The sequence below is a fragment of the Shewanella kaireitica genome (assembly GCF_023284045.1).
GTDB lineage: Bacteria > Pseudomonadota > Gammaproteobacteria > Enterobacterales > Shewanellaceae > Shewanella > Shewanella kaireitica.
This window is the reverse complement of sequence record NZ_JAKIKQ010000014.1, coordinates 103,027-124,890: the sequence shown is the minus strand read 5'-3', so window position 1 is coordinate 124,890 and position 21,864 is coordinate 103,027. Positions and strand designations below refer to the sequence as shown.

Below are 21,864 nucleotides of genomic sequence, written 5' to 3'. Positions count from 1 at the left end.
CATGGCTACTCAATCTGCACCCTACCAAAGAGAACTTGTTTTTGGTGCGGCGATCAGGATTTTTCACTGGCTAAGAGCATTAGCTATCCTGATCCTGGTTATTACGGGGTTTTATATCTCATGGCCATTTTTGGTCGCACCAGAAAGCTCTGATGTTTTGGTACAAGGCTATATCCGCGCGGCTCACCAAATATTTGGTTTCCTATTGGTTTCCATCACGTTGGTAAGGGCTTATCTATTTTTCTTTGGTAAGAGTGATATTGAGAGACGCTCCTTTAAGGATGTATTAAGTCCTAAAAGCTGGGTTACTCAACTTAAGTCCTATTTATGGATGGGACATTTAGACAAAGCTGGAGTCTACGGTCCATTGCAATTTGTGACTTACTTTGCAATTTCGGTTGTCGCCTTCCTTATCTGCGTTACTGGTCTCGTGTTATATGCCAATGTATATCATCAGGGGCTAGGAGGCATGATCGGCGGTATGGCAAATTGGGTCACTATGATGATGGGCGGATTAGCGCCGGTCAGAATTTGGCATCATTATTTCACATGGGTGTTCATTATTTTTGTTGTGATCCATGTGTACATGGCGGTGTGGACGGGGATCCGATTTAAGCATAACTCTGTGGACTCTATCGTCTCAGGATACGATTATCATAAGAAGAAATAAAAGGAAAACATGAAGATATTGCTACTTGGTATTGGCAATGTCCTGTACGCCGATGAAGGTATCGGCGTACATTTCGTCAATTACATCCAAGAAAATTTCCGTTTCCAGCATCCTGATTATCAGCTCGATATGATGGATGGTGGCACCCTTGCGCAAGGGCTTATTCCCACTTTATGTAAATACGATTACTTACTGGTTGTTGATACCGTAAACGCAAATGGAGTTGAACCTGGTGAGGTCTACTTTTTTGATTTTGATAACGCGCCCCCTGAAATTGATTGGCAAGGTAGCGCTCACGAAGTAGAGATGCTGCAAACGTTAATCATGATGGAAATGGTAGGTGACAGACCTAAAACCTTTGTGCTCGGCATAACACCAACTGTGCTTGAACCTATGACTCTCGGCCTTACGCCGCAAATTCAAGCCGCTGTACCCTTAATGGAAAAAACCTTGCTTAATCATTTTGAAACCCTTGGCTTCTCACACTCACGACATGCCAATATCGATATCAATGCGCTCATTCCCGACTCTTACAAACGTGGTTTAATCTCAGATGAAGAATATTAGATTTGAATTTGACTGTCAGCGCGAGGTGCCCTTTTACGGGCACCTCTGTAATCAATACCTTTTAAACGAGCAATATGACGTTACCATTGGCCAGACTGGTAGCAACTACTTTATTGAAGCCAAAGGGGAACAACCCGAATTAGAACGGCTAGCTGATGCCATCGCTGAAGATTTTTTGATTTCATCTTGGTTAATCAAACCAAATATTACCCTGATAGACGCTCCCAAAGGTGATGTTAAATTATTACAGCACTCACCATTAACACAAGAATACTGCCAACAATGTCAGCCCTACTTTGGAGACAATCAAGCCAAGCACTTTGGCCGTCTAGACTATATTTGTCCATGCTGCCAAGCAGATAAGCGCATCGCTGAACAACATCAAACAACCAGCCTAGATGAAGTGAGGCGACTGTTAGATAAACTTGAAAAGCAGGGCTTTATCGAACTGCCTTCAATTGGTAACAAGCAGGGCATAAAATTAAGCTATCAGCCCAATAATGCAGAACAGACCAACATAAGACAAAAACTGGTGATCTGTAATCCAAATAAACTTAATGCGCACTTTATAGTGACAGAGCAGCAAGTTCATGCCCTATCAAGTATCGAAAAGCCTCTGATCTGTTGTCGCCCTATCGATAGCCATCCGAGGCTGACAGATCCTCTCTACTCTCTATGTTTTGCTAACTCTCGATTACTGATGGTTGTATGTGAACTACTTCGACAACGTGGTATTGATTGGATCTATATCGACCATACTGACAATCCTCATTTTGCATTAGTCAGCTCTCAGTGGGTGCCACTGCAAGAAACAGCGGTTGAAAATTCGACGTTAACTTACCAATCAAATGTTGTGCCACTGCATGATGATGTACACCTTGGCCGATATGAGGCCCACTGGGTAAAAGATCATATTGAAGTGTGTGGTACGACTCTTCTTGATGCTGAAGACCAAGGGGTAACTGAGCATTCAACTCAAGATGATGCAGCGACTTGTGCTTTGTACTCTGCAAATCTTGCCACTAAAAAAGCTAAAAACTGCGCCGTCCTTTATTTAAGTAACACCAATAAAAGCCGCATAGTGACTATGGATTCTAAGCAAAAAATTGAATTATTCTTTGAGTTTCCAAACTTGCCGAATAATGGTTATGAGATCGTACATCAGATAGACTCATCGCCTCAAAAAATTCTCTTTGAAAAATTTAAAACCCTCTATCCAGAGGATTATTTGGCGCTGCTAGAGTTAAAACTTGTCGGCCCCACCAATAATATCCAATCACTATGGGCTATTGCTGCTATTTTGTTGGGCGCCGCCACGACAGAAAAAAATCTTCGCCTGGACAAAATACAGCTTAATGATTTTGTAATAGCCAATGCGATGCGGCACAAAGGCAGCAATGCGCCACGTATCGACTTTCCGCTTACTCGTGGAGAAGCATATAGAAGTCTAAACTGGTGTAAAACACTGGGCAGCATCATAAGTTTTAGGCTTGCAGAAGAAGGCAATATTGAAAAAATAGCGTTTGGTATGCACGATTCACTGGCAGACTTTATCTGCAACTGGATTGAACATTTAGATCAAAACATCTCAATAAAATCTGTCGTTCTTGCTGGCAGTAGTTTTGATAATGAGCTTTTAGGCAGAAGAATAGCCTTACGCTTAGGTAAAAACTTTGATTTGAATCCAAATCCTCAAATGGACTTAGAAGGGCTAAACATTGCAGTTGGCTCTCTGTTTTTAAAACAGCGAAGACATTAATGACATTGGCACTAACCCGAGTAGAGATCAAAATTACCGGCATCGTTCAAGGTGTCGGTTTTAGGCCGTTTGTTTACCGTTTAGCACATGAACTTGCTCTTAGTGGCAGTGTGCTTAACAACAGTGAAGGGGTAACTATAGAAGCTCAAGCCAGTGAACGTATCATTGACCAGTTTAAGTTACTGCTAGCTTCTCCCCCACCTTTGGCTCGCATCGACAGTTTCGAGACTAAACTGATGCCGGTGGTAACGACTCCAGAACCGTTTCGTATCATCCATAGCCAAAATAATGCTGATGCGATAGTCGCAGTATCTGCAGATAAATGTACCTGTGCGGATTGCTTCGCTGATATAAGTAACCCAAATTCTCGCTATTTTAGATACCCGTTCACCAACTGTACAAATTGTGGTCCTAGATACACCATCATAAACAACTTACCTTACGACAGGTTCAACACAAGCATGGCAACTTTTACCATGTGTTCTACCTGCGAAAGTGAATATCAAGATCCACTAAATAGACGTTACCATGCACAGCCAGTTAGTTGCCCAAACTGCGGACCTAAATTGAGCTTTCGCAATCCAGATTTGAGCATAACGAGCAGTCAATCGGAGCCACTACTACAGGCAGTCGAAGCATTAAGGTCAGGTGAAATCCTTGCAATAAAAGGGCTTGGCGGCTTTCATTTAGTCTGCGACGCCACTAACCACGAAAGTGTGAAGGCATTACGTCAGCGTAAGAATCGCCCAGCAAAGCCTTTAGCTATCATGGTGCAAAACAGTCAAGTCGCGAGGAAACTCGTAACCGGCAATAATACTGAATGGCAAACACTAGCCGGCAATGAGCGACCTATTATCGTTATGCAAAAAAGGCAAGAGCCTGAGTTAAAGATCAGCAATATGATCGCTCCTGAAATCGACAGGCTCGGGCTCTTTTTACCTTATACCCCCTTACATCAGATGTTAATGGAGCTAATTGCACGGCCATTAGTCATGACCAGTGCCAACCTTTCGGGTGAGCCGATCATTACAGCTAGTGAAGATATAGTGAGCAAGCTCGGACATATTGTTGACCATATTTTAGATCATAATCGCCCTATTCTAAATGGATGTGATGACAGCGTCGTTCAAGTGATAAATAACAGGCTGCAGATCTTAAGGCTAGCCCGCGGATATGCGCCACTAACTATCTATAGCTCACAGCAAATCGAAAAGCCCACACTCGGCTTAGGTGCGCAACAGAAAAACACGCTTTGTTTTGCTTTCGGGCATAATCTATTTTTAAGCCCCCACATAGGCGATCTGGTATCCATCGAAGCTGAGCGCTATTTTCACGATACATTGAATACTTTCTCTCGGCTATACCACTTCGAAGCAAAGGCATTAGTGCATGACAAGCACCCGAATTACTTTACTAGCCAGTGGGCTGCTAATGAAGAGTCTACGCAGAAAACAGAGGTCCAGCACCACTATGCTCATGTGCTAAGTGTATTAGCCGAAAATAAAACAACCGAACAAGTTCTCGCTTTCACATTTGACGGTACAGGTTTAGGTGATGATCACACCCTGTGGGGCGGTGAAGTATTGCTTGCTGATGCCCATAAGTACGAGCGTATCGCTCATTTAAGTCCCTTTAAACTCATCGGTGGAGAACAAGCGATTAAGCAACCTGCAAGGTTACTTATTTCGATTTTACTTGAAAAATATTCACCAGAAGAGATTGCTGCAATGCAATTACCAGCCATCTCTAATCTAAGTAGCATTCATTTAAGCAATCTGTGTAAGGTCTGGCATAAAACATCACCTAAAAGCCAGACTAGCTCTATTGGCAGGCTATTTGATGTTGTTGCCGTGATGCTTAACCTTGTTGATATTATCCAATATGAAGGGCAAGCAGGAATACTCCTCGAAACGGCTGCTAACAGCGTTGCTAATCAACATGATATGAATATTTCTGCAGGGAAAGTAAAGTGCAATTTACACGACAATGATGGTGAAGGTCACTGCTACTTTAAACTGCATTTAACCAAGAACAACCAATGGCAAACTATTGAACTTATTGAGCAGATCCTTACTGAAATTAAAAAAGTACCACTAACATCAACCAGAGTTAATTTAATCGCACGAGCCTTTATGGATTGTATCGCAAACATGATATGTGATGTTGCCTTAGACTTTAAATCGACTCCCATTGTGCTAACTGGGGGGGTATTTCAAAACCGTTACCTTTCTGAGCGATGCGAGAAACTGCTTACTGCTCAAGCAAACAAAATCATGCAGCCAAAATTGGTGCCTATAAATGACGCAGGTATTGCCCTTGGGCAAGCATGGTTTGCAATCAATAACAATATTGAAATCACTATCGATAACATTTGTAACCCACCACCACAAATGTGACCCCTATCGCCTTTTGAAACCTATTTACCTGATTTACATCAAGGTCGATCTGCTTATTGTGATCGACAATGAAATATAACTAATATAACGGAGTTACCTATGTGCCAAGATTGTGGCTGTTCAATTACCCGTCATGACCATTCATTAAGCCCTAGCCATTCTCATGCCCGAGTGGATGACAACATAGCAACCAACCCACAGTTAAATGACAAAAAAACATTGTCAGTTATCCATAAAATTTTGGATAAGAATGACATAGAAGCTCAGCATAATCGTCAGCATTTTGAAGATAAGTCCGTAACCGCTTTTAACCTAATGAGCAGCCCAGGCAGTGGTAAAACCACTCTTTTAGAGAACCTTTTTCAATATACAGATCTAAAATACGCCGTTATCGAAGGAGATTTAGAAACATCGAGAGATGCAGATAGATTAAAAGCAAAAGGTATTGAAGCGTTTCAAATCCAAACGGGTGCAGCCTGTCACTTAGATGCATTTATGGTTCACAGTGCCCTGCATCACATTAATTTAGAATCTGTTGATATCTGCTTTGTTGAAAATGTTGGCAACTTGGTCTGCCCTGCAAGTTACGATGTTGGCACCCATAAAAATGTCGTATTGTTATCGGTACCTGAGGGTGATGACAAAATAGAGAAGTACCCAGTGATGTTTCGCCGCGCTGATGTAGTGTTAATCACTAAATCTGATTTAATGCCTCATTTTGATTTCAGTATCGAAGAGTCTAAAGCTCAACTTAAAAAATTAAATCCAGATATAGAACTGATTGAAGTTTCAATTAAAGACCCTAAATCTATGGAGAATGTCGCTATATGGTTCAACAAGCACTTAGGAGGTAATGCCTAATGTGTTTATCCATCCCATCGCAAGTTGTAACGATCCACGAAGGTGAAGAGTTTGTCACTGTCGACACAATGGGTGTAAAACGTAAAGTCTCTAGCCACCTAATGACTGAACCGCTTGAGCTTGGGGACTATGTTCTGATCCATATTGGATTTGTAATGAACAAAATAGATAAAGCTGATGCCCAGGAAAGTCTTGCACTATATAAAGAGATCGTAAGCAAACTTGAACAAGAGGAGAATCAAGCCTAATGCTCTCTTTAAACGCGCTCTACGAAGGATTTAGAGATCCAGATGTCATCAAATCATTAGCTAAAGAAATAGCGTTAGAAGCTGCGAAATATGACGCAAAGATTAACATTATGGAGGTATGCGGTGGACATACCCATACCATAATGAAATACGGTATAAATCAGCTTTTACCCAATAACATTGAATTTATACATGGACCCGGCTGCCCCGTTTGTATCATGCCAAAAGAACGTATCGATCATGCTGCTACTTTAGCCAGTATGCCCGATACCATTTTGATCACCCTTGGGGACATGATCCGCGTACCGGGTTCAAAAGGTAACTTGGCCCAATTCAGGGCAAACGGTTGTGATATACGTCCTATATACGATCCATTGGACAGTCTTAAAATAGCAATGGATAACCCTGACAAAACTGTCATATTTTTTGCAATCGGTTTCGAAACCTCCACACCAATGACAGCAGTGTTGTTAGAACAAGCTGAAAAGCAGAAGGTTTCTAACTTACTATTTCATATTAATCATGTTCTCGTGCCACCTGCAATTGATGCAGTTATGTCCGACCCCAATGCAAAGGTTAACGCTTTTATCGGTCCAGCTCATGTCAGTGTCATCAGTGGGGCGAAGGTTTATCGCTCTGCAGTAGAAAGCTATAACACACCACTGGTTGTTTCTGGATTCGAGCCTGTTGACGTCATGGAATCTATCTTGATGATCACTAAGCAAAAGGCGAGATCACAATCACAATTAGAGAACCAATATAGCCGTGCCGTGTCGGAAGAAGGTAATTTGGCTGCTCAAGCACTGGTTAATAAATACATGACTGTCAGGCCTAGTTTTCGCTGGCGAGGTTTAGGCCCAATACCAGACTCGGCGTTAATGCTTCGCGAAGAGTACAGCCACCGAGATGCAGAAGTCGTTTATAAAGATAAACTCCCACATCAAGAGATCGATGACCATAAAGCGTGCCAATGCGGAGATATTCTACGGGGACTGTCTAAACCTAAAGACTGCAAAGTGTTTGGACGTGGATGCAGTCCAGAAACCCCCTTAGGAAGTTGCATGGTCAGCTCTGAAGGCGCCTGCAATGCCTATTATAGATATAATGGAGTAACTGAATGAGCACTGTTAATGTGAGTAAAACCGTTCAGCTTAGCCACGGCGGAGGCGGCAAAGAGATGAACCGCCTGATCAAAGATATTTTTTTTAAAGCCTTCGACAATCCCATATTAAGAAGTGAAGAAGATTCAGCACGTTTACACTTTAACGGGGATACCGCTTTTACGACTGACTCTTTTACCGTAGCACCACTTTTTTTTGCTGGGGGTGATATAGGAAAACTAGCCATAGCAGGAACCGTTAACGATCTCGCTATGATGGGCGCAGAGCCCCAATTTTTAAGCAGTAGCTTCATTATTGAGGAAGGTTTTCCAATAGAAGATCTAAAAACTATCGTCTCAAGTATGGCAACTGAGCTTAAAAAATCAGGTGCTAGAATAGTATGCGGAGATACAAAGGTTGTTCCTAGAGGCTGCGCTGACGGCGTGTTCATCAATACTTCAGGTGTCGGGCGTATTATCAACAACGGCATCTCAGTCAAAAACTTAAAGCAAGATGATGTCATCATCGTTTCTCGAGATATAGGCCGACATGGCGCAGCAATTTTAATGGCTCGCGAAGGACTTGCATTAGAATCTGAACTCACCAGTGACTGTGCAACACTATGGCCAATTGTGGAACAACTCATTGCGAGCAATGTTGAAATACACGCTATGCGTGACGCCACTCGCGGTGGTTTATCAGCGGTACTAAACGAATGGGCATCGGCCTCCCAAGTCGGTATTACTGTTAATGAATCAGAAATCCCCGTTAGCCAAGAAGTCGCTGGTTTGTGCGAGCTTTACGGATTTGAGCCTTTCGACTTAGCCAATGAAGGCACTTTTATTCTTGCTGTTGCCAAAGATTGTGCAGAGAAAACACTACAGATCATGAAAACGTTTTGTCACTGCGAACAAGCATCGATCATAGGCAAGGTTAATGATATTAAGCCAGGAAAAGTGATCCTAAATACGCCGTGGGGAAGTAGTCGATTTTTAGATGTACCACAAGGTGAGTTACTGCCGAGGATCTGCTAGTGCATGAATATTCCATAGTCACAGCGCTTATCGAGCAATGTGAAAAACTAGCAGAGCAAAACAGTGCAAATAAAATTACCCGCGTTGACATCAAACTTGGTATTTTAAGCGGTGTAGAGCCTGCATTATTAGAGACCGCGTTCGAAGCCTTTAAACTTGAAGGGATCTGCCATGACGCGCAGCTTAACATGCAGATCCAACCACTGGTTTTGCAGTGTCATTCATGTAATGAACAAACAATCCACCAGCAACGGAGTATTGTTTGCGACCATTGCCAAAGTACCAATACTAAAGTACTCGACGGAGAAGAGATGTTGTTGATGCAATTGGAACTAGAGCAGAGTTAAAATTTGTATCCATAAAGAAAAACACCATTAGATGAGTAATGGTGTTTTTCTTATTAGAGGGTCTAAAACCAATCAGCATAACTACGCTTGTCTATCTTTAGCCTTAGTTTGTGGCATGCCTAAATTCGTCTGATAGCTCAGCTTTGGCCCTTTTTAAGTTCTTCTGTGCTTGCTCAAAGTAACTCGGCGAGGTATCAATCGCTCTTTCGAACAGCTCTATTGCTTGTTGATACTTCCCTTCTAACATAAGAAAATATCCAAGGTCATTCAAAGCGTCAGCCGGCTCCATCGCTTGTTCAAATGTTGCTAGTGCTCTTTTATATAAACCTTTTCGAACATAAACCAAACCAAGGTTAGTCCAAGCACGATCTAGGTTTTGATCTTCTCTAATCGCCTGCCTTAAATAACTTTCTGCACTCGTTAACTCCCCTGTCAGATAATAAGAATATCCTAGGTTAGAGATTAATATTGCTGAATGAGGTTGCAACTCTAGCAGTAAACGAAAATACTCACGCGCGCTTTCATGCTCGTTCTGAACATCATCAAGAATTGCGATTGCGTTGTATACTCTTGCTGGCGAGTCTCGGTCAGGAACATAAAAGCTGCCAATCATACGACTAACTGAAACTGATGCTAACCGCTTTTGATCAAGCTCAATGGCTTTAGTCAGGTGTATTCTCGCTTCTCTATATTGGCGTTTATCCATGCTCACCACTCCCAGATCTGCATGCACCATAATGAGATTTGGGTCTAAAGCTAAAGCTTCGTTATAGGCTCTAAAGGCAATCTCAGGATTACCACGCATAGTGTGGATCCTACCTATGTGATAAAAAGTTTCTGCATTTTCAGCGTTAAAATCTAATGCTTGGATGTATGCATACAGTGCTTTTTCAAGATTTCCAGATTGTTCCTCTTTGCGCGCTTTCATTAAGGCTTCAGCTTCAGTCTGTGGCGCTTCAAAGTCTGAAGTAATAGAAGATAAGGCACCCGCATCAAGTAAGTCTTGTCTATTAGGAGCTTTGATCTCTTGTGGTTCCTCTGGTGTGGTTGAGGAACAGGCAGTAAGACCACTCAGCAGCAGGAGCATCAATAAAAAGATCAATGAACGTTTAAAAGAACCTTCAACAGCCATCATATTTATCCTTATACTTCACCGTAGTGAAGATTCTTTTAGAATGCTTGTCCCCAAACTTTCATCACTTTCAGCACCGCAGGCCCTACCGCAACAATAAAAAATGAAGGCCATATACAGCACATCATGGGAAATATCATCTTAACGGCTAGCTTAGCAGCTTGTTCTTCAGCCGCCTGTAAGCGCTTATCTCGATATTCGTCAGAAAAAACCCTAAGGGTTTCTGCAATACCAGTACCTAAACGCATGCTTTGCGAAATTGCAGAATTAAGTCCTTTAATATCTTCCAAACCTGTTCTATCTGTGAACTCTTGTAGAGCCACTTTAATCGTTAAACCTGCGCGTACCTTACTGCAGACCAAATCTAGCTCACTGGCGAGACTTGGATGACTAAAAGCAAGTTCTTTGGCTACACGCTGCAGAGCGGCCATTAATCCGAGTCCGGCTTCGCAACACACAACAAGCAGATCTAATGCATCTGGAAAACCGACCCTAAGTAGTCGCATTCTTCGGTTGGCTAAAGATTGTAGAATCATTGAGGGCAAAATGAACGCACCACCAATGAACAAACAGAATATGTAAACGATCCAGATGCCCGCGATTTTGGGGAATATGTTAAGAATGACAACTGAAATTACAGCACCAAGTAGCAAAAGCAGTAAACGAGCAGCATTGAAGATAGCTAACGAATTTTCAGAGTGAAATCCAGCGTGAATTAACAGTCTTCTCGTTTCATGATTAGAAAAGTTCAAAAATGGCTTTTTTGCCATTTCCCCAATTCCATGTTCTAGGGTTTCGGAAACTGCATCACCGCTAGTACTGGCACTAACATCACTTTCATTTAATTTTTTCAAACGCTTTCTTAGCGGAGAGTAAACCCCACTAATGAAGTATGAAATTGATATTGCTAGAGTAACCCCAGCAATTCCAGCTACTATGTATATAACCCATTCAACGTGTTGTGGATCATCAAAAAACTGTCCAAGTAAGCCTATTAAGAATTCCATATTACATATCAATCCTTATAATTTTACTAATCCAAAAGCCACCGACGAACATACCAATAGCCCCCCACATCAACAATTTGTGCCCCTCTTCCGTGCCTGTTAGCTCTCCCACGTAGCCAGGGGTTTGTAGATAGATCACAGCAAATAGAACAAAGGGTAGCAAGATTAGGATCCAAGCAGACAAGCGCCCTTCCGCTGACAAAGTTCTAACTCTTCGTCTAAAAGTAAACCTCAGCCTTATCACCCTTGCAAGATTTTGAATATTTTCGGCAAGGTTACCTCCGGTCTCTTTTTGAACCATAACGGCACTGGCAAATGCCATAGCTGAAACACTTGGCACACGCTCAATAAAACTGAGCAGTGCTCGCTTGGTATCTTTACTGTAGTTGATGTTGGCAAACATCAAGCTAAACTCTTTCGCTAGAGGTCCCTCCATCTCTTCTGTTACCAATTTTACGGCGTCAGAAAAAGAATACCCCGCCTGTAACGCTCGTCTTAATACGTCCAAGGCATCTGGAAAACTTTCTTCAATTTTGTCCATACGCTTATTGGTATCCCGCACCAGCTTAAAATTAAATAAGAAAAGAACCAACGCAAATACGAAAACGCCTGCCACTATCTCACCTAAATAAAGCCAAGCTCCAACTGAAGTAATGGACGCGGTGACTAAGGCTAAAAAAAGGAACTGATGCCCTAGTAATTTGTAATCTGCGAGTTCGAGTCGATAACTTAAATTCTCTATAAATTGAAAGCTTTCTAAATAACGCCCAACACTCCCTAGTTTTGCCAACCGGCTTTTCCGCAACAGCGAAGTTTCAAAGGTTGTATTTTCACCGTCTTCAGATAAACTTTTTAAGCGTTTTCTTACTAACGCGGTATTGGCACGTTGTGGGCTATAGACAGGTAAAAAAAGTGCTTGGGACAAAAAGATTACCGCAATAAAAATAAGACCAAGAAAGATAACTTCATTTGAAAACATAAATTAGCCTCCTAAAATTCAGCAAATGGATCGCCACAGTTAAATAGATTATAAGGAAGCTCTATACCATGCTGTTTTAACTTACTATGGAAGCCTGGAATTACGCCTGTCGCTTCAAATTCTCCAACAATCTCTCCACCTTCCTTCATACCGGTTCGACTAAATCTGAAAATTTCAGACATCGTTATAATCTCTCCCTCCATGCCATTGATCTCTTGAATACTAGTAACACGACGTCGCCCATCTTCCTGACGCTCTAGCTGTACGACAAGGTCTATTGCAGAAGCGACTTGAGTACGTATGTTGCTTACGGGCATATCAAAACCTGCCATACAAACCATATACTCCAAGCGACCTAAAGCGTCTCTAGGACTGTTTGCATGGAGTGTTGTTAACGAGCCTTCATGGCCTGTGTTCATCGCTGTAAGCATATCGAGAGCCTCACCACCACGAACCTCACCAATAACGATACGGTCAGGTCTCATACGCAGACAGTTTTTCACCAGGTCTCGCTGCGAAACCTCACCTTTTCCTTCTATATTTTGTGGTCGTGTTTCTAATCTCACGGTATGAGGCTGTTGTAACTGTAATTCTGCTGAATCTTCAATGGTGACGATGCGCTCATCGGATGGAATATAGCCCGACAGCATATTTAGCAGGGTCGTTTTTCCACTACCGGTACCGCCTGAAACCAAAATATTCAGCTTGCCTTTTACGCTGCCTTGCAACAATTCAATCATTTCTTCCGTGACCGAACCTATGTCTATAAGTTGTTTTGCATTTAGCTTATCGACGGCAAAGCGTCGAATAGATAATGATGGGCCATCTAAAGCTAATGGTGGAATAATTGCGTTGACTCGCGAACCATCAGCAAGACGAGCATCCACCATCGGTGAGGACTCATCAATGCGTCTACCGACACTCGATACAATACGATCAATAATATTTAGTAGATGGGCATTGCTATGGAATTTAATGTTAACCGGCTGCAGTTTACCCTTTCTTTCTACATAAACACGATCATAAGAATTGACCAATATGTCGGATATAGACGGGTCAGCAAGTAGTATTTCAAGCGGACCAAGCCCAAGAACTTCATCGATGATGAGCTTTATCAAGCGCTTTCTTGATGAAAGATTCAATGGTAGGCGCATGTCCGACAAGATTTTGTCGCAAATCTGACTAATTTGAATTTCTGCTTGTTCTTTTGAAACCGTTTCAATCAGCGACAAATCCATTACACTTAATAATTTGTCATAGAGCTGAATTTTAATATCTTGTTCTTCTTGGCTTAGTGGTTGAAATTCAGAAGACTCGTTCCCATTATGCTGATTAATATCCATATCATTTTCCTAGTAATCGCCCCCAAAAACCCGCCTTTTTTATACTTTCTACTTTATCAAGCGGCATTAACTTAGTTACTAGATACTGAATATCTTGTAACATCTTCTGTTTCTTAGCTATTTCAGTTATTGATTGTCCTATTTCAACGCATTCGCTCGATAACTTGTAGTCATTAACAATAGTAAAAACCGAGTCAATGCCAATAGTTTGTTTTACGTCAGCGATTTTAATATCCGATTGCTTGTCATACCGGTTAACTACCAAGTTTATATTATCGCGGGCGATCCCCATTTGATTGGTTAATTGTTTAATTAAATCTTTAGTTTGGCGCAAGTGCATAATATTTTGCTGAGTAATAACTAAAATTTTAGCATCGAGTAACAGATTCTCGTTCCATAGCTCCGGGCCTCTAGAAAAATCCAATATAACTTGCTTATAATATTGACGGCACTTTCTGACTAAATCAGTCGTTTTACTGAGATCCAGTTCACTGTTCATAGAAAGCAACTCAAACGGTTTGGATGTCAATAAATTCAAATTTTTATGGGTTGTCATAGTGCTTTTCAGGGCAACCTCATCCAGCTCTTCTAATGACCAAAGAACATCACAGATAGAATAATTAGACTCCATACCTAAAATATGAGCTAAAGAACCATGATGCAGATCGGTATCGAGTAAGCAGACATCGTAACTTTCTCTTTGTGCTGCTACGCTCGCTATACTTGCAGCAATGAAACTTGCCCCTGAACCCGCTTTTCCATTCACGACGGCTAAAACAGGTGCAAGTTCAGCCTCATCTATTAAGCGATTTGAAACCTTTAATATTGCTCCATATATCTCTTCTATAGGCGCGTCATTGGCAATAAAGTCACTTACCTTATACTGAAAAGCCAACCGTAAAATACTTGGCGGTGTATCTTTGCCTAACAAAATAATATCAGCACCATAGTTAGCTGCGTAACCGAGCGCCTGTTTTGCTTCACGTTCATCATTAGGTAAATGTAACAGTATTAGGTTGATATCATTATTCGGATCATTTTTAAGCTCTTCTAAATAGGAATTCGCAGAGCAAGACAAACGCTCTATTTCGCTAAGTAGAGATACCGATGGTTCTAAGTTTGAAAGATCTTTAACCGCAACAATTGCATTAACAGGAAAAGGTAATAGCATAGGCGTCACTGATTTAGGCTCACCATTAATATTCGCAACGCAAAGTTCTAGCGGATTGTCCATCTGCCTCCTGCCTCCCTAATTAAATTCACTTACATTGACTATAGCTATTATTTTCTAAGTTATGATTTTATTTAGATAAAAAATCAACTGCAGTTGGTAGAGCCACCTTTGAACACACCTAAACTTTCTCTAGGCAAGGTCGAAGAAAATATTGGAGAATTAAGAGTAATAAAAAGCCCTGGGACTATGAACTGATGTTGATAGTTTATAATTTCAGCCCTGACTAATTTAATGTCACTGCCATAGGTTAAGTCTGTTGACGCTGTACCATCAATATCTAAGTAACTAATCTTTAAGTTAGCTACATTTAAATTTGGAACCAAGGATGCTCCATTGAAAAGACCCAAGTTGCGAGTGTCATCAGTAATTAAACACACAACTGCGACTCTAGCAGCCCTTCGTGCTGCTTCATGCAGTACATTATAGGTGTAAAGCAGTCTTCCCACTTCTATAGCACTAAATAAAAGCAAAAAGAAAACACTCGCCACGATAGAAAATTCAACCGCATAGAGTCCACGAACACGCTTCATATTGCCCTCATTGCATATTTAGCACTCAAATTAAAACTTAAATCAATTCCATCACCAAAACCAAAACCTTGTAACTTATCAAAAAATATTGGCGTCCAATCATAGTCAACAGTAATAACCATGATGCCACTATCAGCGGGCATTTCTGCAATGCTGACATCGGTGATACTAATTCCGGACAGTAGCGCGCTGCTTCCTGTATTAGCGCCGTAAACTAACAGGTGCTTCGTATCTGAGATACATCCGTCACAGTTAGCATCAGTCAATGTAGAGGGGATTCCATTACCCGTAGTGATAACTGTTTGAGATAGGTGCCGACCAGCATCTCTGACCATTCTTGTCAAATGACTATATTGATATATACCCCGCCCTAACTCTGCGGTAATAAATATTAACAACAGGAAAATAGGGATAAGTAACGTAAACTCAACGGCTGCGACCCCAGATTGTTCTGTATAATTTCTTCGTGTTCTCATCTCAATGTCCCTAGGAGTCTGGGCTATCTGGATCCCAGTATAAAACGATGGTTGAACTATCGCCTACATAAGCGGGGTCTAAAGAAGCAGTACCTGTATTCTTACAGATACTTAAAAACTCCCCAACGATGTAGGAACTTTGACCATTGCCGCCCACCTGCTGAGTAAGAAAAAAACATGCCGTTCCAATAATATCGATATCATAAGAACCATTTTGATTTGGGTCACAAACCCCAACAACTACATTTAACTCTCTTCTGTTAGCTAAAGCATTAGGATCAGAGGTAGTCGCGCAAGCCTGTGGCGTTTCAGAATGATTATCACTGTCATACTGACTCCATGAGTACGCACCATCAGAGTTGGTAATGATAGTTTCCATCACAGGTTTTCCTTTATCGTCAACAACTGGTACGCCGTCAACTTCTGATTGCACTTCGCCTATTGTTACTGGAGTTCCTTCGCATATATTGGTGTCTCTTGGATTATCGACACTATTGGTACCTGCTTGCCCCCACTCACCAAATCGGGTATTCATCCCCTGTGCAGCCGGGCCCACAGTATTACCCGTTTTGGTCGTTGCAGTAATTCCGGCGCCGACACACTGATCCGGTGAATATGTTCCAGAGAAAGCATCGCGTAAGTCACTACCGCCACGATCTCCGTTAAGACTAATTAGCTGAAAGTTACCGGCACCATTAGCACTTGGTGCGCCAGATCCGACTTTCATAACATGCAGCCCTGTTGCCAATCCGTAGTTATCTTCCGCAGATGAACCAGGATCACCACAGACTAATAAAGGTACAACTTTATTAACACACAGTAAGTCTTGACTTCGACCCGCAACAGCAGAGGCTCGAATATGTTTACTAAAATTTAATATGTCTGCTAAAAAGTTTGATAAAGGTACATCTTCAACCTTAACTCTTACGTATTCACTGCCTTCAAGGAGCACGGCGGTAAAAGGGTCTGGTAGTTGTGAGAATTCGATCTGAAGATGGCTAGTTACTTGAGTTTCATTGAAATCAGGTGTTACAAGTGAGGCTGCGGTTTTTAATTCGCCATTTTCACTAAAGTTTAGATTCTGAACTAAGATTTCGTAAGCGGCTTCTCTTGCTTCGTATAATGTTGCGCCATCTTGCAAGACTTTTGCAGCACTCAAAGCCGCTGCATCTACAGCATTTTGTAAGCGCCCTTTGCTTAACAACATGTGTCCACCATCTAATGCAAGTGCCGCAAATGCGACAATGGCAAAGATACCGATAGTGAACATGACCAGAATAGCTCCGGATTGAAACTTGTTCTTAGTTTGAATTATTGGTTTGCGAAAACGCTTTAAATCACGCATAACCCGCCTCTAGTTCAATTGCTGCTCGAACTACCCGCTGTAACCGAGCCCATACTTTTGGACGATTGAGGTGCAACAGAGCTATTTCTATAAGACTGCATTACCTTACGACCATAGTTGCCTTCAAGACTAAGTATAATACCGTCGTTTTTTTCTGCTGCATCCGGATCCAATATTTGTACTTGCTTAATCTGGTAATGACTCTCACCCATAGGAAAATCATTAACTTGAGTACAGCCTGTGGTAATGATTAACCCTGAAATAAACATTGTTAACCGAGCAAAACCTTCAGATTTTAATTTCATAATATTTTCTCCAATTCTAAAGTGAATGCCCATACTTCTGTTGAGTGCCGGTATCATCTAGTTTTGCATCTGATTCTGCTGGTTGATATGGAGTATCGCTAGTACCTTCGTTTTTTTCTTTGTGCGATAACTTACCTAACAAATAGAATTCGACGTCAGAGGGCAATACAAATCCATCTGTTGGTAGCGATATGTCTTTTCTATTGAATGGCCTGACTAATCGAGGTGTGACCAGAATGACCAGCTCACTTTGACCATTTTGAAAACTTTTACTGGTAAACAATTGTCCCAGAACGGGGACGTCGCCAAGTCCAGGTAACTTATCAATATTTTCTCTTAATGTGTCACTGATTAATCCACTAATGGCAATAGTTTGCCCATCAGCTAATTCAACTGTGGTTGCTGTACTTCTTTTAGTTAGTGAGGGAACAATTAAAGAGCTAGACGTATTACCTGAAATTGAGAAACCATTTGCTGTACTAATCTCACTCACAACAACATTTAGGTTTAGATTAATTTGGCCTGAGTCAAGAACAGTAGGTACAAATTTAACACCTACGCCATAATCACGGTACTGAACCGTTGTGTTGCCATCATCTCCAGGTACAGGAATAGGAAATTCACCACCTGATAGGAACTCAGCAGATTGCCCGCTCATTGCGGTCACATTGGGCTCAGCCAACACTTTTGCAAGTCCATTTTGCTTAGCAACATCCAGCGCAAAGTTCATTAAAAGATCACCATTCACATACTGGGCAAAAAGCCCCTTGCCGTCTACACCTCCAATTCCACCAGGGTCAAAACCACCTCCACCGCCAATAACACCACCCGCAAGATTGTCCCCCTGATTGAAAATAAAGAACTTGGAGTCAAATTGGCGAGCAACATTACGCTGAACTTCTGCTACAACGACTTCTAACATCACTTGGTGATCGCCACCAATAGTCATCATATTTAATACACGGCTTGGAGCGGTTCCTCCGGCAGCGGCCTCTGCATATCCTTGCGCTAATTCTACTGCTGTATTCATTTTTTGCAGGTTAGAAGCTTGACCACTTAAAAGTAGTTGTCCTTGTGAAGTCTGAACACCCAGCTTCTCAGTTGGCAAAAACTCATGTAATCTAGTTTTCAATCCATTAAGATCATGGGTAACCTCGATATCCATTATCTTCGAAAGTTGCTCATTCTTATCCCATATCATGATATTGGTACTGCCAAGCTGTTTCCCCAAAATATACAACTCATCATTGGGCAACAGCTTAATATCAGCAATACTAGGATTACCGACAGAAACTCTATGTACAGGCTCTTTAAGCATAAGAACTCGTGACTTGAATATTGGTATTTTTTGAATGTCACTTCTAACTTTTGCGGTCGGCCCTCCAGCATTAACGAGTGAAGTAAAAAGCAGTGCTAACAAACATAAAAATGAATATTTCCTAAAGAGTGGCATGTTGTTCTCCTGTCAAACACTATGCATTGCACTTGTTAAGTACTATCTAATTATTTACTTTAATCTCTTGCTCTTTCATACCTTTAAGTAAAAGAATTTTATCTGTATTTTTAGGCTCAGATCTCATGACCGATTGCACTAACAGTGGTTTTACTTCTTTTTCTTTTCTAATATCAGCTTCTTCAACTTCAGCAAGTTCAATGACGGCTTTATCATTTGGATTACGTAGCGCAAGTTGTAAAGAACCTCTACTTTTAGCAATCATTAATATTTCAGCCTGATCGAGACTAAGTTCTAAAGTGACAGCCCTAACTAAAACAGGCTTGTTCTCATCATTGGAAGCACGCTGATCTATCGCCAATATCTTTACATTAGAAAGCACTATGTCGGTCTTAATGCCACTGCTCTTAAAAATATTAATGATATCGACTCGGTTACCTGGTAACAGAAATCCTGCGACACCGACTACGTCGTTAACTCGAATGGTAACTGCTCGCATTGTGGGAGTAATCAAGCTTGCTAACGTACTACCCTCTCCCTTCGCAGTTAAGCGTTCAGATCGCAGCACTTCACCTGGATAGAGTTTCTGTTTAACTACCTTTCCTTCAGCCTCTGCTAAATCCACTACAGCTCCTTTGGGGATCAGTGCCTCAGGAACTGATGTCAGTGAAAGGTGTTTACGTTGTAATATTGCTCCTAAAGGAACTTCGGTCGCCATAGTGATTACCGTTCCACTAGAGGTTACAACTTCCTCTTTCGTGTTAGATTTTAGCCAGTTCTGGGCAAGGTAAACCGCAGTAACGCCAAATACTAATGATAAAACAACAAATAAAAGGGTTTTATTATTCATTTAGAGCTCCTACAACATGTAGATTATTGTCTTTAAACAAAATAGATTGACCATGCAGAATCAATCAAAGAAGGAGTGACTACAGATTCAAACTCCATAAAACTTATTTGATCTGACATAATCCCTAACAAGTCTCTTGGGTAACAAGGTATTAGTGGCTTGTTATATCTCTGATGAAATTCAATCAACAAGTATTGAAAAACTTCTTCTGTACAATTTAGGTTTAAATCGGCACACACCTGAAACCATATTTTTCGATATAATTGCTCATCTAGTGCATCAAAATGAATCTTGTATCCTAAGCGTCTTAAAAATGCTTCATCTACCAACTCCTTAGGATCAAGGTTAGTAGAAAAAAGTAGAATTAGTTCAAAAGGGATCTCAAAATGTTCACCGGACTGTAAACTAAGAAAATCCCTTCGCTCTTCCATGGGAATGATCCACCGGTTAAACAACTGCTTAGCACTGATTTTTTGTCTACCTAAATCATCTAAAAGCAATATCCCGTTGTTTGCTTTTAACTGCAGTGGAGCCATATAGGTCCGACTATGACTATCAAACTGCACTTCCAACATTTCAGCAGTAAGTTCACCACCAGTGATCCGTAACGGCCGTTTACATCTTAACCAACGTGGATCATGCCCTTTTGCGAGATCTAAACTTGCAGGTGCAGTATCCCCAACAACTCTATGATGCAACTCGGGATCATAAACTTGAATAACTTCGTTACCGATTGCCAAAGCGTAAGGGATTAAAACATCATCGCCAATGGTGAGATTAAGGTGACGGCACAAATAACTTTTACCAGTACCTGGTGGGCCATAAATGAGTACAGGACGGCTTGAATTCATAGCAGGACCTATTTTGAATAATAAATCCTTTGGCAGCACTAGTGCTGACAATCCTTTCTCAAGCATCTCAAATGTTATGGGATTTGCGCGACTAGACTGTTTCCTGCACACAGTATTATATTGAGCTAGAGGCACTGGCGCTAATCCAAGGTAGCCATTGCGGGACAAAGCTTGTTTAGCATGTAGTTCTCCGCCCATACTTAGTGCGTAACGCATTTGTCCATCAGCGGTTGTCTGTCTATTTTCTACCCAGGCAAGGGTTTTTGCAGCGTCCAATAAGTATTGAATAATGCCGCCAGTCACGCCCATCAACTTGACCATTTGCTCTTTAGTTAGCACGCCACCATTTAATAAGTGCTTTAATAACAGGTCGAGTAAAAGAGACTCAGACAATCCAGTATGTTCAATGCTCGTGGGTCTTGGTGCTAGGCCCCCTGGTCCAGCAGATATTGAACTGACCTTAAATTCAGGAGAAAGTTGTTTTAAGTGGGAATCTTGTTGCATAAATCACCTCTAAAAATAACTTTGGCTAATCGTAGTATATAAATGATTTATTTGTGGGTTGATACTACACGCCCATAACCAACCAAGTGCAAGTGCGGGTGCGTAAGGAACCTTTTGTCCTGCGGCTTCACCTTGCTCTGGTTTAAAGTAAGTTCTTAAATAGAAACAATCCCAATATCGTTTAGCAGTAATTTTTATACCGGTAATACCCGTTTTCCAAGCAATTAACATAATGCTTGTAATAGCACCGGCAACAACAGCATATAAAATACTCCAAAGAAGTAGTGTAGGCCCCATAATGGCCCCTATACCCATCATAAGCTTGATATCGCCAGCACCCAGTATTTTCAAAACAAAGGTTGGAAATAACAGCACAAAAGCAGCAGTAAAACCAATAAACGCAATAAGTAAGCCGCTCAACTGAGCAAAGTAACTATTGATTGCAAATCCTGAGAAAATGGCTATGAGACAAAGCCAATTTGGTATTCGTTCTTTAGACAAATCAAAGACTATTGCAAAAGAGAAAAACACGCCAGCCATGATCACTTGAATAGTAATTTGCAGGTCACTCATTACTGTCCTTAAATTGCTAGTTGTACCGATTAAAGCCCACTTTACAGTGGGCGTTTTTCATACTTCTAAATGCTTTATTAACCACAATCAGAACTTTTACCGTTCACCGCAGATGCAAGACAGTTGATCTTACTTGTTGCATTGTCACCTAGGAGATTGAAGGCTCCAATCATCCCGCCAACAACCAAACCTCCAGCAATAGCGTACTCAACTGCCGTTAAGCCACTCTCATCTTCAATAAACTCTGTTAATAACGATTTTATGTTCATGTTGTACTCCAGAAAAAATTAAGTTGGTTAT

The 21,864-nt window shown here is 41.3% G+C and carries 23 protein-coding genes; 9 read left to right on the top strand and 14 right to left on the bottom strand.

Features of this window, described 5'->3' with window-relative positions:
• The first annotated feature begins 1 nt into the window (after nucleotide 1).
• The 9 genes from cybH to L2730_RS16225 all read left to right on the top strand — a co-directional run bounded on the left by cybH (nucleotide 2) and on the right by L2730_RS16225 (nucleotide 8,982).
• On the top strand, nucleotides 2–670 hold the full coding sequence (gene cybH / locus L2730_RS16265) for a Ni/Fe-hydrogenase, b-type cytochrome subunit (protein WP_248975552.1): 669 nt from the start codon (nucleotides 2–4) through the stop codon (nucleotides 668–670).
• Between the two features lie 9 nt (nucleotides 671–679).
• Nucleotides 680–1,237 carry a HyaD/HybD family hydrogenase maturation endopeptidase gene (locus L2730_RS16260; RefSeq protein ID WP_248975551.1) on the top strand — a complete coding sequence of 186 codons (558 nt, stop codon included), beginning with the start codon at nucleotides 680–682 and terminating at the stop codon, nucleotides 1,235–1,237.
• Entirely contained in the window at nucleotides 1,224–2,996 is a 1,773-nt protein-coding gene (locus tag L2730_RS16255; RefSeq protein ID WP_248975550.1) for a Kae1-like domain-containing protein, read from the top strand. The genes L2730_RS16260 and L2730_RS16255 overlap by 14 nt, the downstream gene beginning before the upstream one ends.
• Nucleotides 2,996–5,392, top strand: coding sequence for a carbamoyltransferase HypF (hypF, locus tag L2730_RS16250; RefSeq protein ID WP_248975549.1), 2,397 nt, complete (start codon nucleotides 2,996–2,998; stop codon nucleotides 5,390–5,392). Before L2730_RS16255 ends, hypF begins: the two co-directional genes overlap by 1 nt.
• Before the next feature lie 99 nt (nucleotides 5,393–5,491).
• On the top strand, nucleotides 5,492–6,253 hold the full coding sequence (hypB, locus tag L2730_RS16245; protein WP_248975548.1) for a hydrogenase nickel incorporation protein HypB: 762 nt from the start codon (nucleotides 5,492–5,494) through the stop codon (nucleotides 6,251–6,253).
• On the top strand, nucleotides 6,253–6,501 hold the full coding sequence (locus L2730_RS16240) for a HypC/HybG/HupF family hydrogenase formation chaperone (RefSeq protein WP_248975547.1): 249 nt from the start codon (nucleotides 6,253–6,255) through the stop codon (nucleotides 6,499–6,501). The genes hypB and L2730_RS16240 overlap by 1 nt, the downstream gene beginning before the upstream one ends.
• Complete coding sequence (hypD, locus tag L2730_RS16235; RefSeq protein WP_248975546.1) at nucleotides 6,501–7,622, top strand: hydrogenase formation protein HypD; 1,122 nt, start codon at nucleotides 6,501–6,503, stop codon at nucleotides 7,620–7,622. The genes L2730_RS16240 and hypD overlap by 1 nt, the downstream gene beginning before the upstream one ends.
• Nucleotides 7,619–8,635 (top strand): hydrogenase expression/formation protein HypE, encoded by a 1,017-nt coding sequence (gene hypE / locus L2730_RS16230; RefSeq protein ID WP_248975545.1) that lies wholly within the window; start codon nucleotides 7,619–7,621, stop codon nucleotides 8,633–8,635. The genes hypD and hypE overlap by 4 nt, the downstream gene beginning before the upstream one ends.
• Entirely contained in the window at nucleotides 8,635–8,982 is a 348-nt protein-coding gene (locus tag L2730_RS16225; RefSeq protein WP_248975544.1) for a hydrogenase maturation nickel metallochaperone HypA/HybF, read from the top strand. The genes hypE and L2730_RS16225 overlap by 1 nt, the downstream gene beginning before the upstream one ends.
• 103 nt (nucleotides 8,983–9,085) lie before the next feature.
• Here the strand turns inward: L2730_RS16225 and L2730_RS16220 are convergent, their stop codons facing one another.
• From L2730_RS16220 to L2730_RS16155, 14 genes are all read right to left on the bottom strand, one after another.
• Nucleotides 9,086–10,117: a tetratricopeptide repeat protein gene (locus L2730_RS16220; RefSeq protein WP_248975543.1), complete on the bottom strand. Its 1,032-nt coding sequence runs from the start codon at nucleotides 10,115–10,117 to the stop codon at nucleotides 9,086–9,088.
• 35 nt (nucleotides 10,118–10,152) lie between these two features.
• Complete coding sequence (locus L2730_RS16215; protein WP_248975542.1) at nucleotides 10,153–11,121, bottom strand: type II secretion system F family protein; 969 nt, start codon at nucleotides 11,119–11,121, stop codon at nucleotides 10,153–10,155.
• Between the two features lies 1 nt (nucleotide 11,122).
• Complete coding sequence (locus L2730_RS16210; RefSeq protein ID WP_248975541.1) at nucleotides 11,123–12,100, bottom strand: type II secretion system F family protein; 978 nt, start codon at nucleotides 12,098–12,100, stop codon at nucleotides 11,123–11,125.
• Between the two features lie 11 nt (nucleotides 12,101–12,111).
• Nucleotides 12,112–13,443 carry a TadA family conjugal transfer-associated ATPase gene (locus L2730_RS16205; RefSeq protein WP_248975540.1) on the bottom strand — a complete coding sequence of 444 codons (1,332 nt, stop codon included), beginning with the start codon at nucleotides 13,441–13,443 and terminating at the stop codon, nucleotides 12,112–12,114.
• Nucleotide 13,444: 1 nt separating this feature from the next.
• Nucleotides 13,445–14,677 (bottom strand): CpaE/TadZ family protein, encoded by a 1,233-nt coding sequence (locus L2730_RS16200; protein ID WP_248975539.1) that lies wholly within the window; start codon nucleotides 14,675–14,677, stop codon nucleotides 13,445–13,447.
• A gap of 83 nt (nucleotides 14,678–14,760) precedes the next feature.
• The gene (locus L2730_RS16195) at nucleotides 14,761–15,207 is read right to left on the bottom strand and encodes a TadE/TadG family type IV pilus assembly protein (protein ID WP_248975538.1); all 447 of its coding nucleotides are present in this window, start codon (nucleotides 15,205–15,207) and stop codon (nucleotides 14,761–14,763) included.
• Nucleotides 15,204–15,683: a TadE/TadG family type IV pilus assembly protein gene (locus L2730_RS16190; protein ID WP_248975537.1), complete on the bottom strand. Its 480-nt coding sequence runs from the start codon at nucleotides 15,681–15,683 to the stop codon at nucleotides 15,204–15,206. The genes L2730_RS16195 and L2730_RS16190 overlap by 4 nt, the downstream gene beginning before the upstream one ends.
• A gap of 10 nt (nucleotides 15,684–15,693) precedes the next feature.
• Entirely contained in the window at nucleotides 15,694–17,028 is a 1,335-nt protein-coding gene (locus L2730_RS16185; protein WP_248975536.1) for a Tad domain-containing protein, read from the bottom strand.
• Nucleotides 17,029–17,042: 14 nt separating this feature from the next.
• Nucleotides 17,043–17,333 carry a hypothetical protein gene (locus tag L2730_RS16180; protein ID WP_248975535.1) on the bottom strand — a complete coding sequence of 97 codons (291 nt, stop codon included), beginning with the start codon at nucleotides 17,331–17,333 and terminating at the stop codon, nucleotides 17,043–17,045.
• 16 nt (nucleotides 17,334–17,349) lie between these two features.
• Entirely contained in the window at nucleotides 17,350–18,786 is a 1,437-nt protein-coding gene (locus L2730_RS16175; protein ID WP_248975534.1) for a type II and III secretion system protein family protein, read from the bottom strand.
• Between the two features lie 46 nt (nucleotides 18,787–18,832).
• Complete coding sequence (gene cpaB / locus L2730_RS16170; protein WP_248975533.1) at nucleotides 18,833–19,636, bottom strand: Flp pilus assembly protein CpaB; 804 nt, start codon at nucleotides 19,634–19,636, stop codon at nucleotides 18,833–18,835.
• Between the two features lie 32 nt (nucleotides 19,637–19,668).
• Complete coding sequence (locus L2730_RS16165) at nucleotides 19,669–20,991, bottom strand: ATP-binding protein (RefSeq protein ID WP_248975532.1); 1,323 nt, start codon at nucleotides 20,989–20,991, stop codon at nucleotides 19,669–19,671.
• 9 nt (nucleotides 20,992–21,000) lie between these two features.
• Nucleotides 21,001–21,564, bottom strand: coding sequence for an A24 family peptidase (locus L2730_RS16160; RefSeq protein WP_248975531.1), 564 nt, complete (start codon nucleotides 21,562–21,564; stop codon nucleotides 21,001–21,003).
• Nucleotides 21,565–21,641: 77 nt separating this feature from the next.
• Entirely contained in the window at nucleotides 21,642–21,833 is a 192-nt protein-coding gene (locus L2730_RS16155; protein ID WP_220736441.1) for a Flp family type IVb pilin, read from the bottom strand.
• Nucleotides 21,834–21,864: the final 31 nt, after the last annotated feature.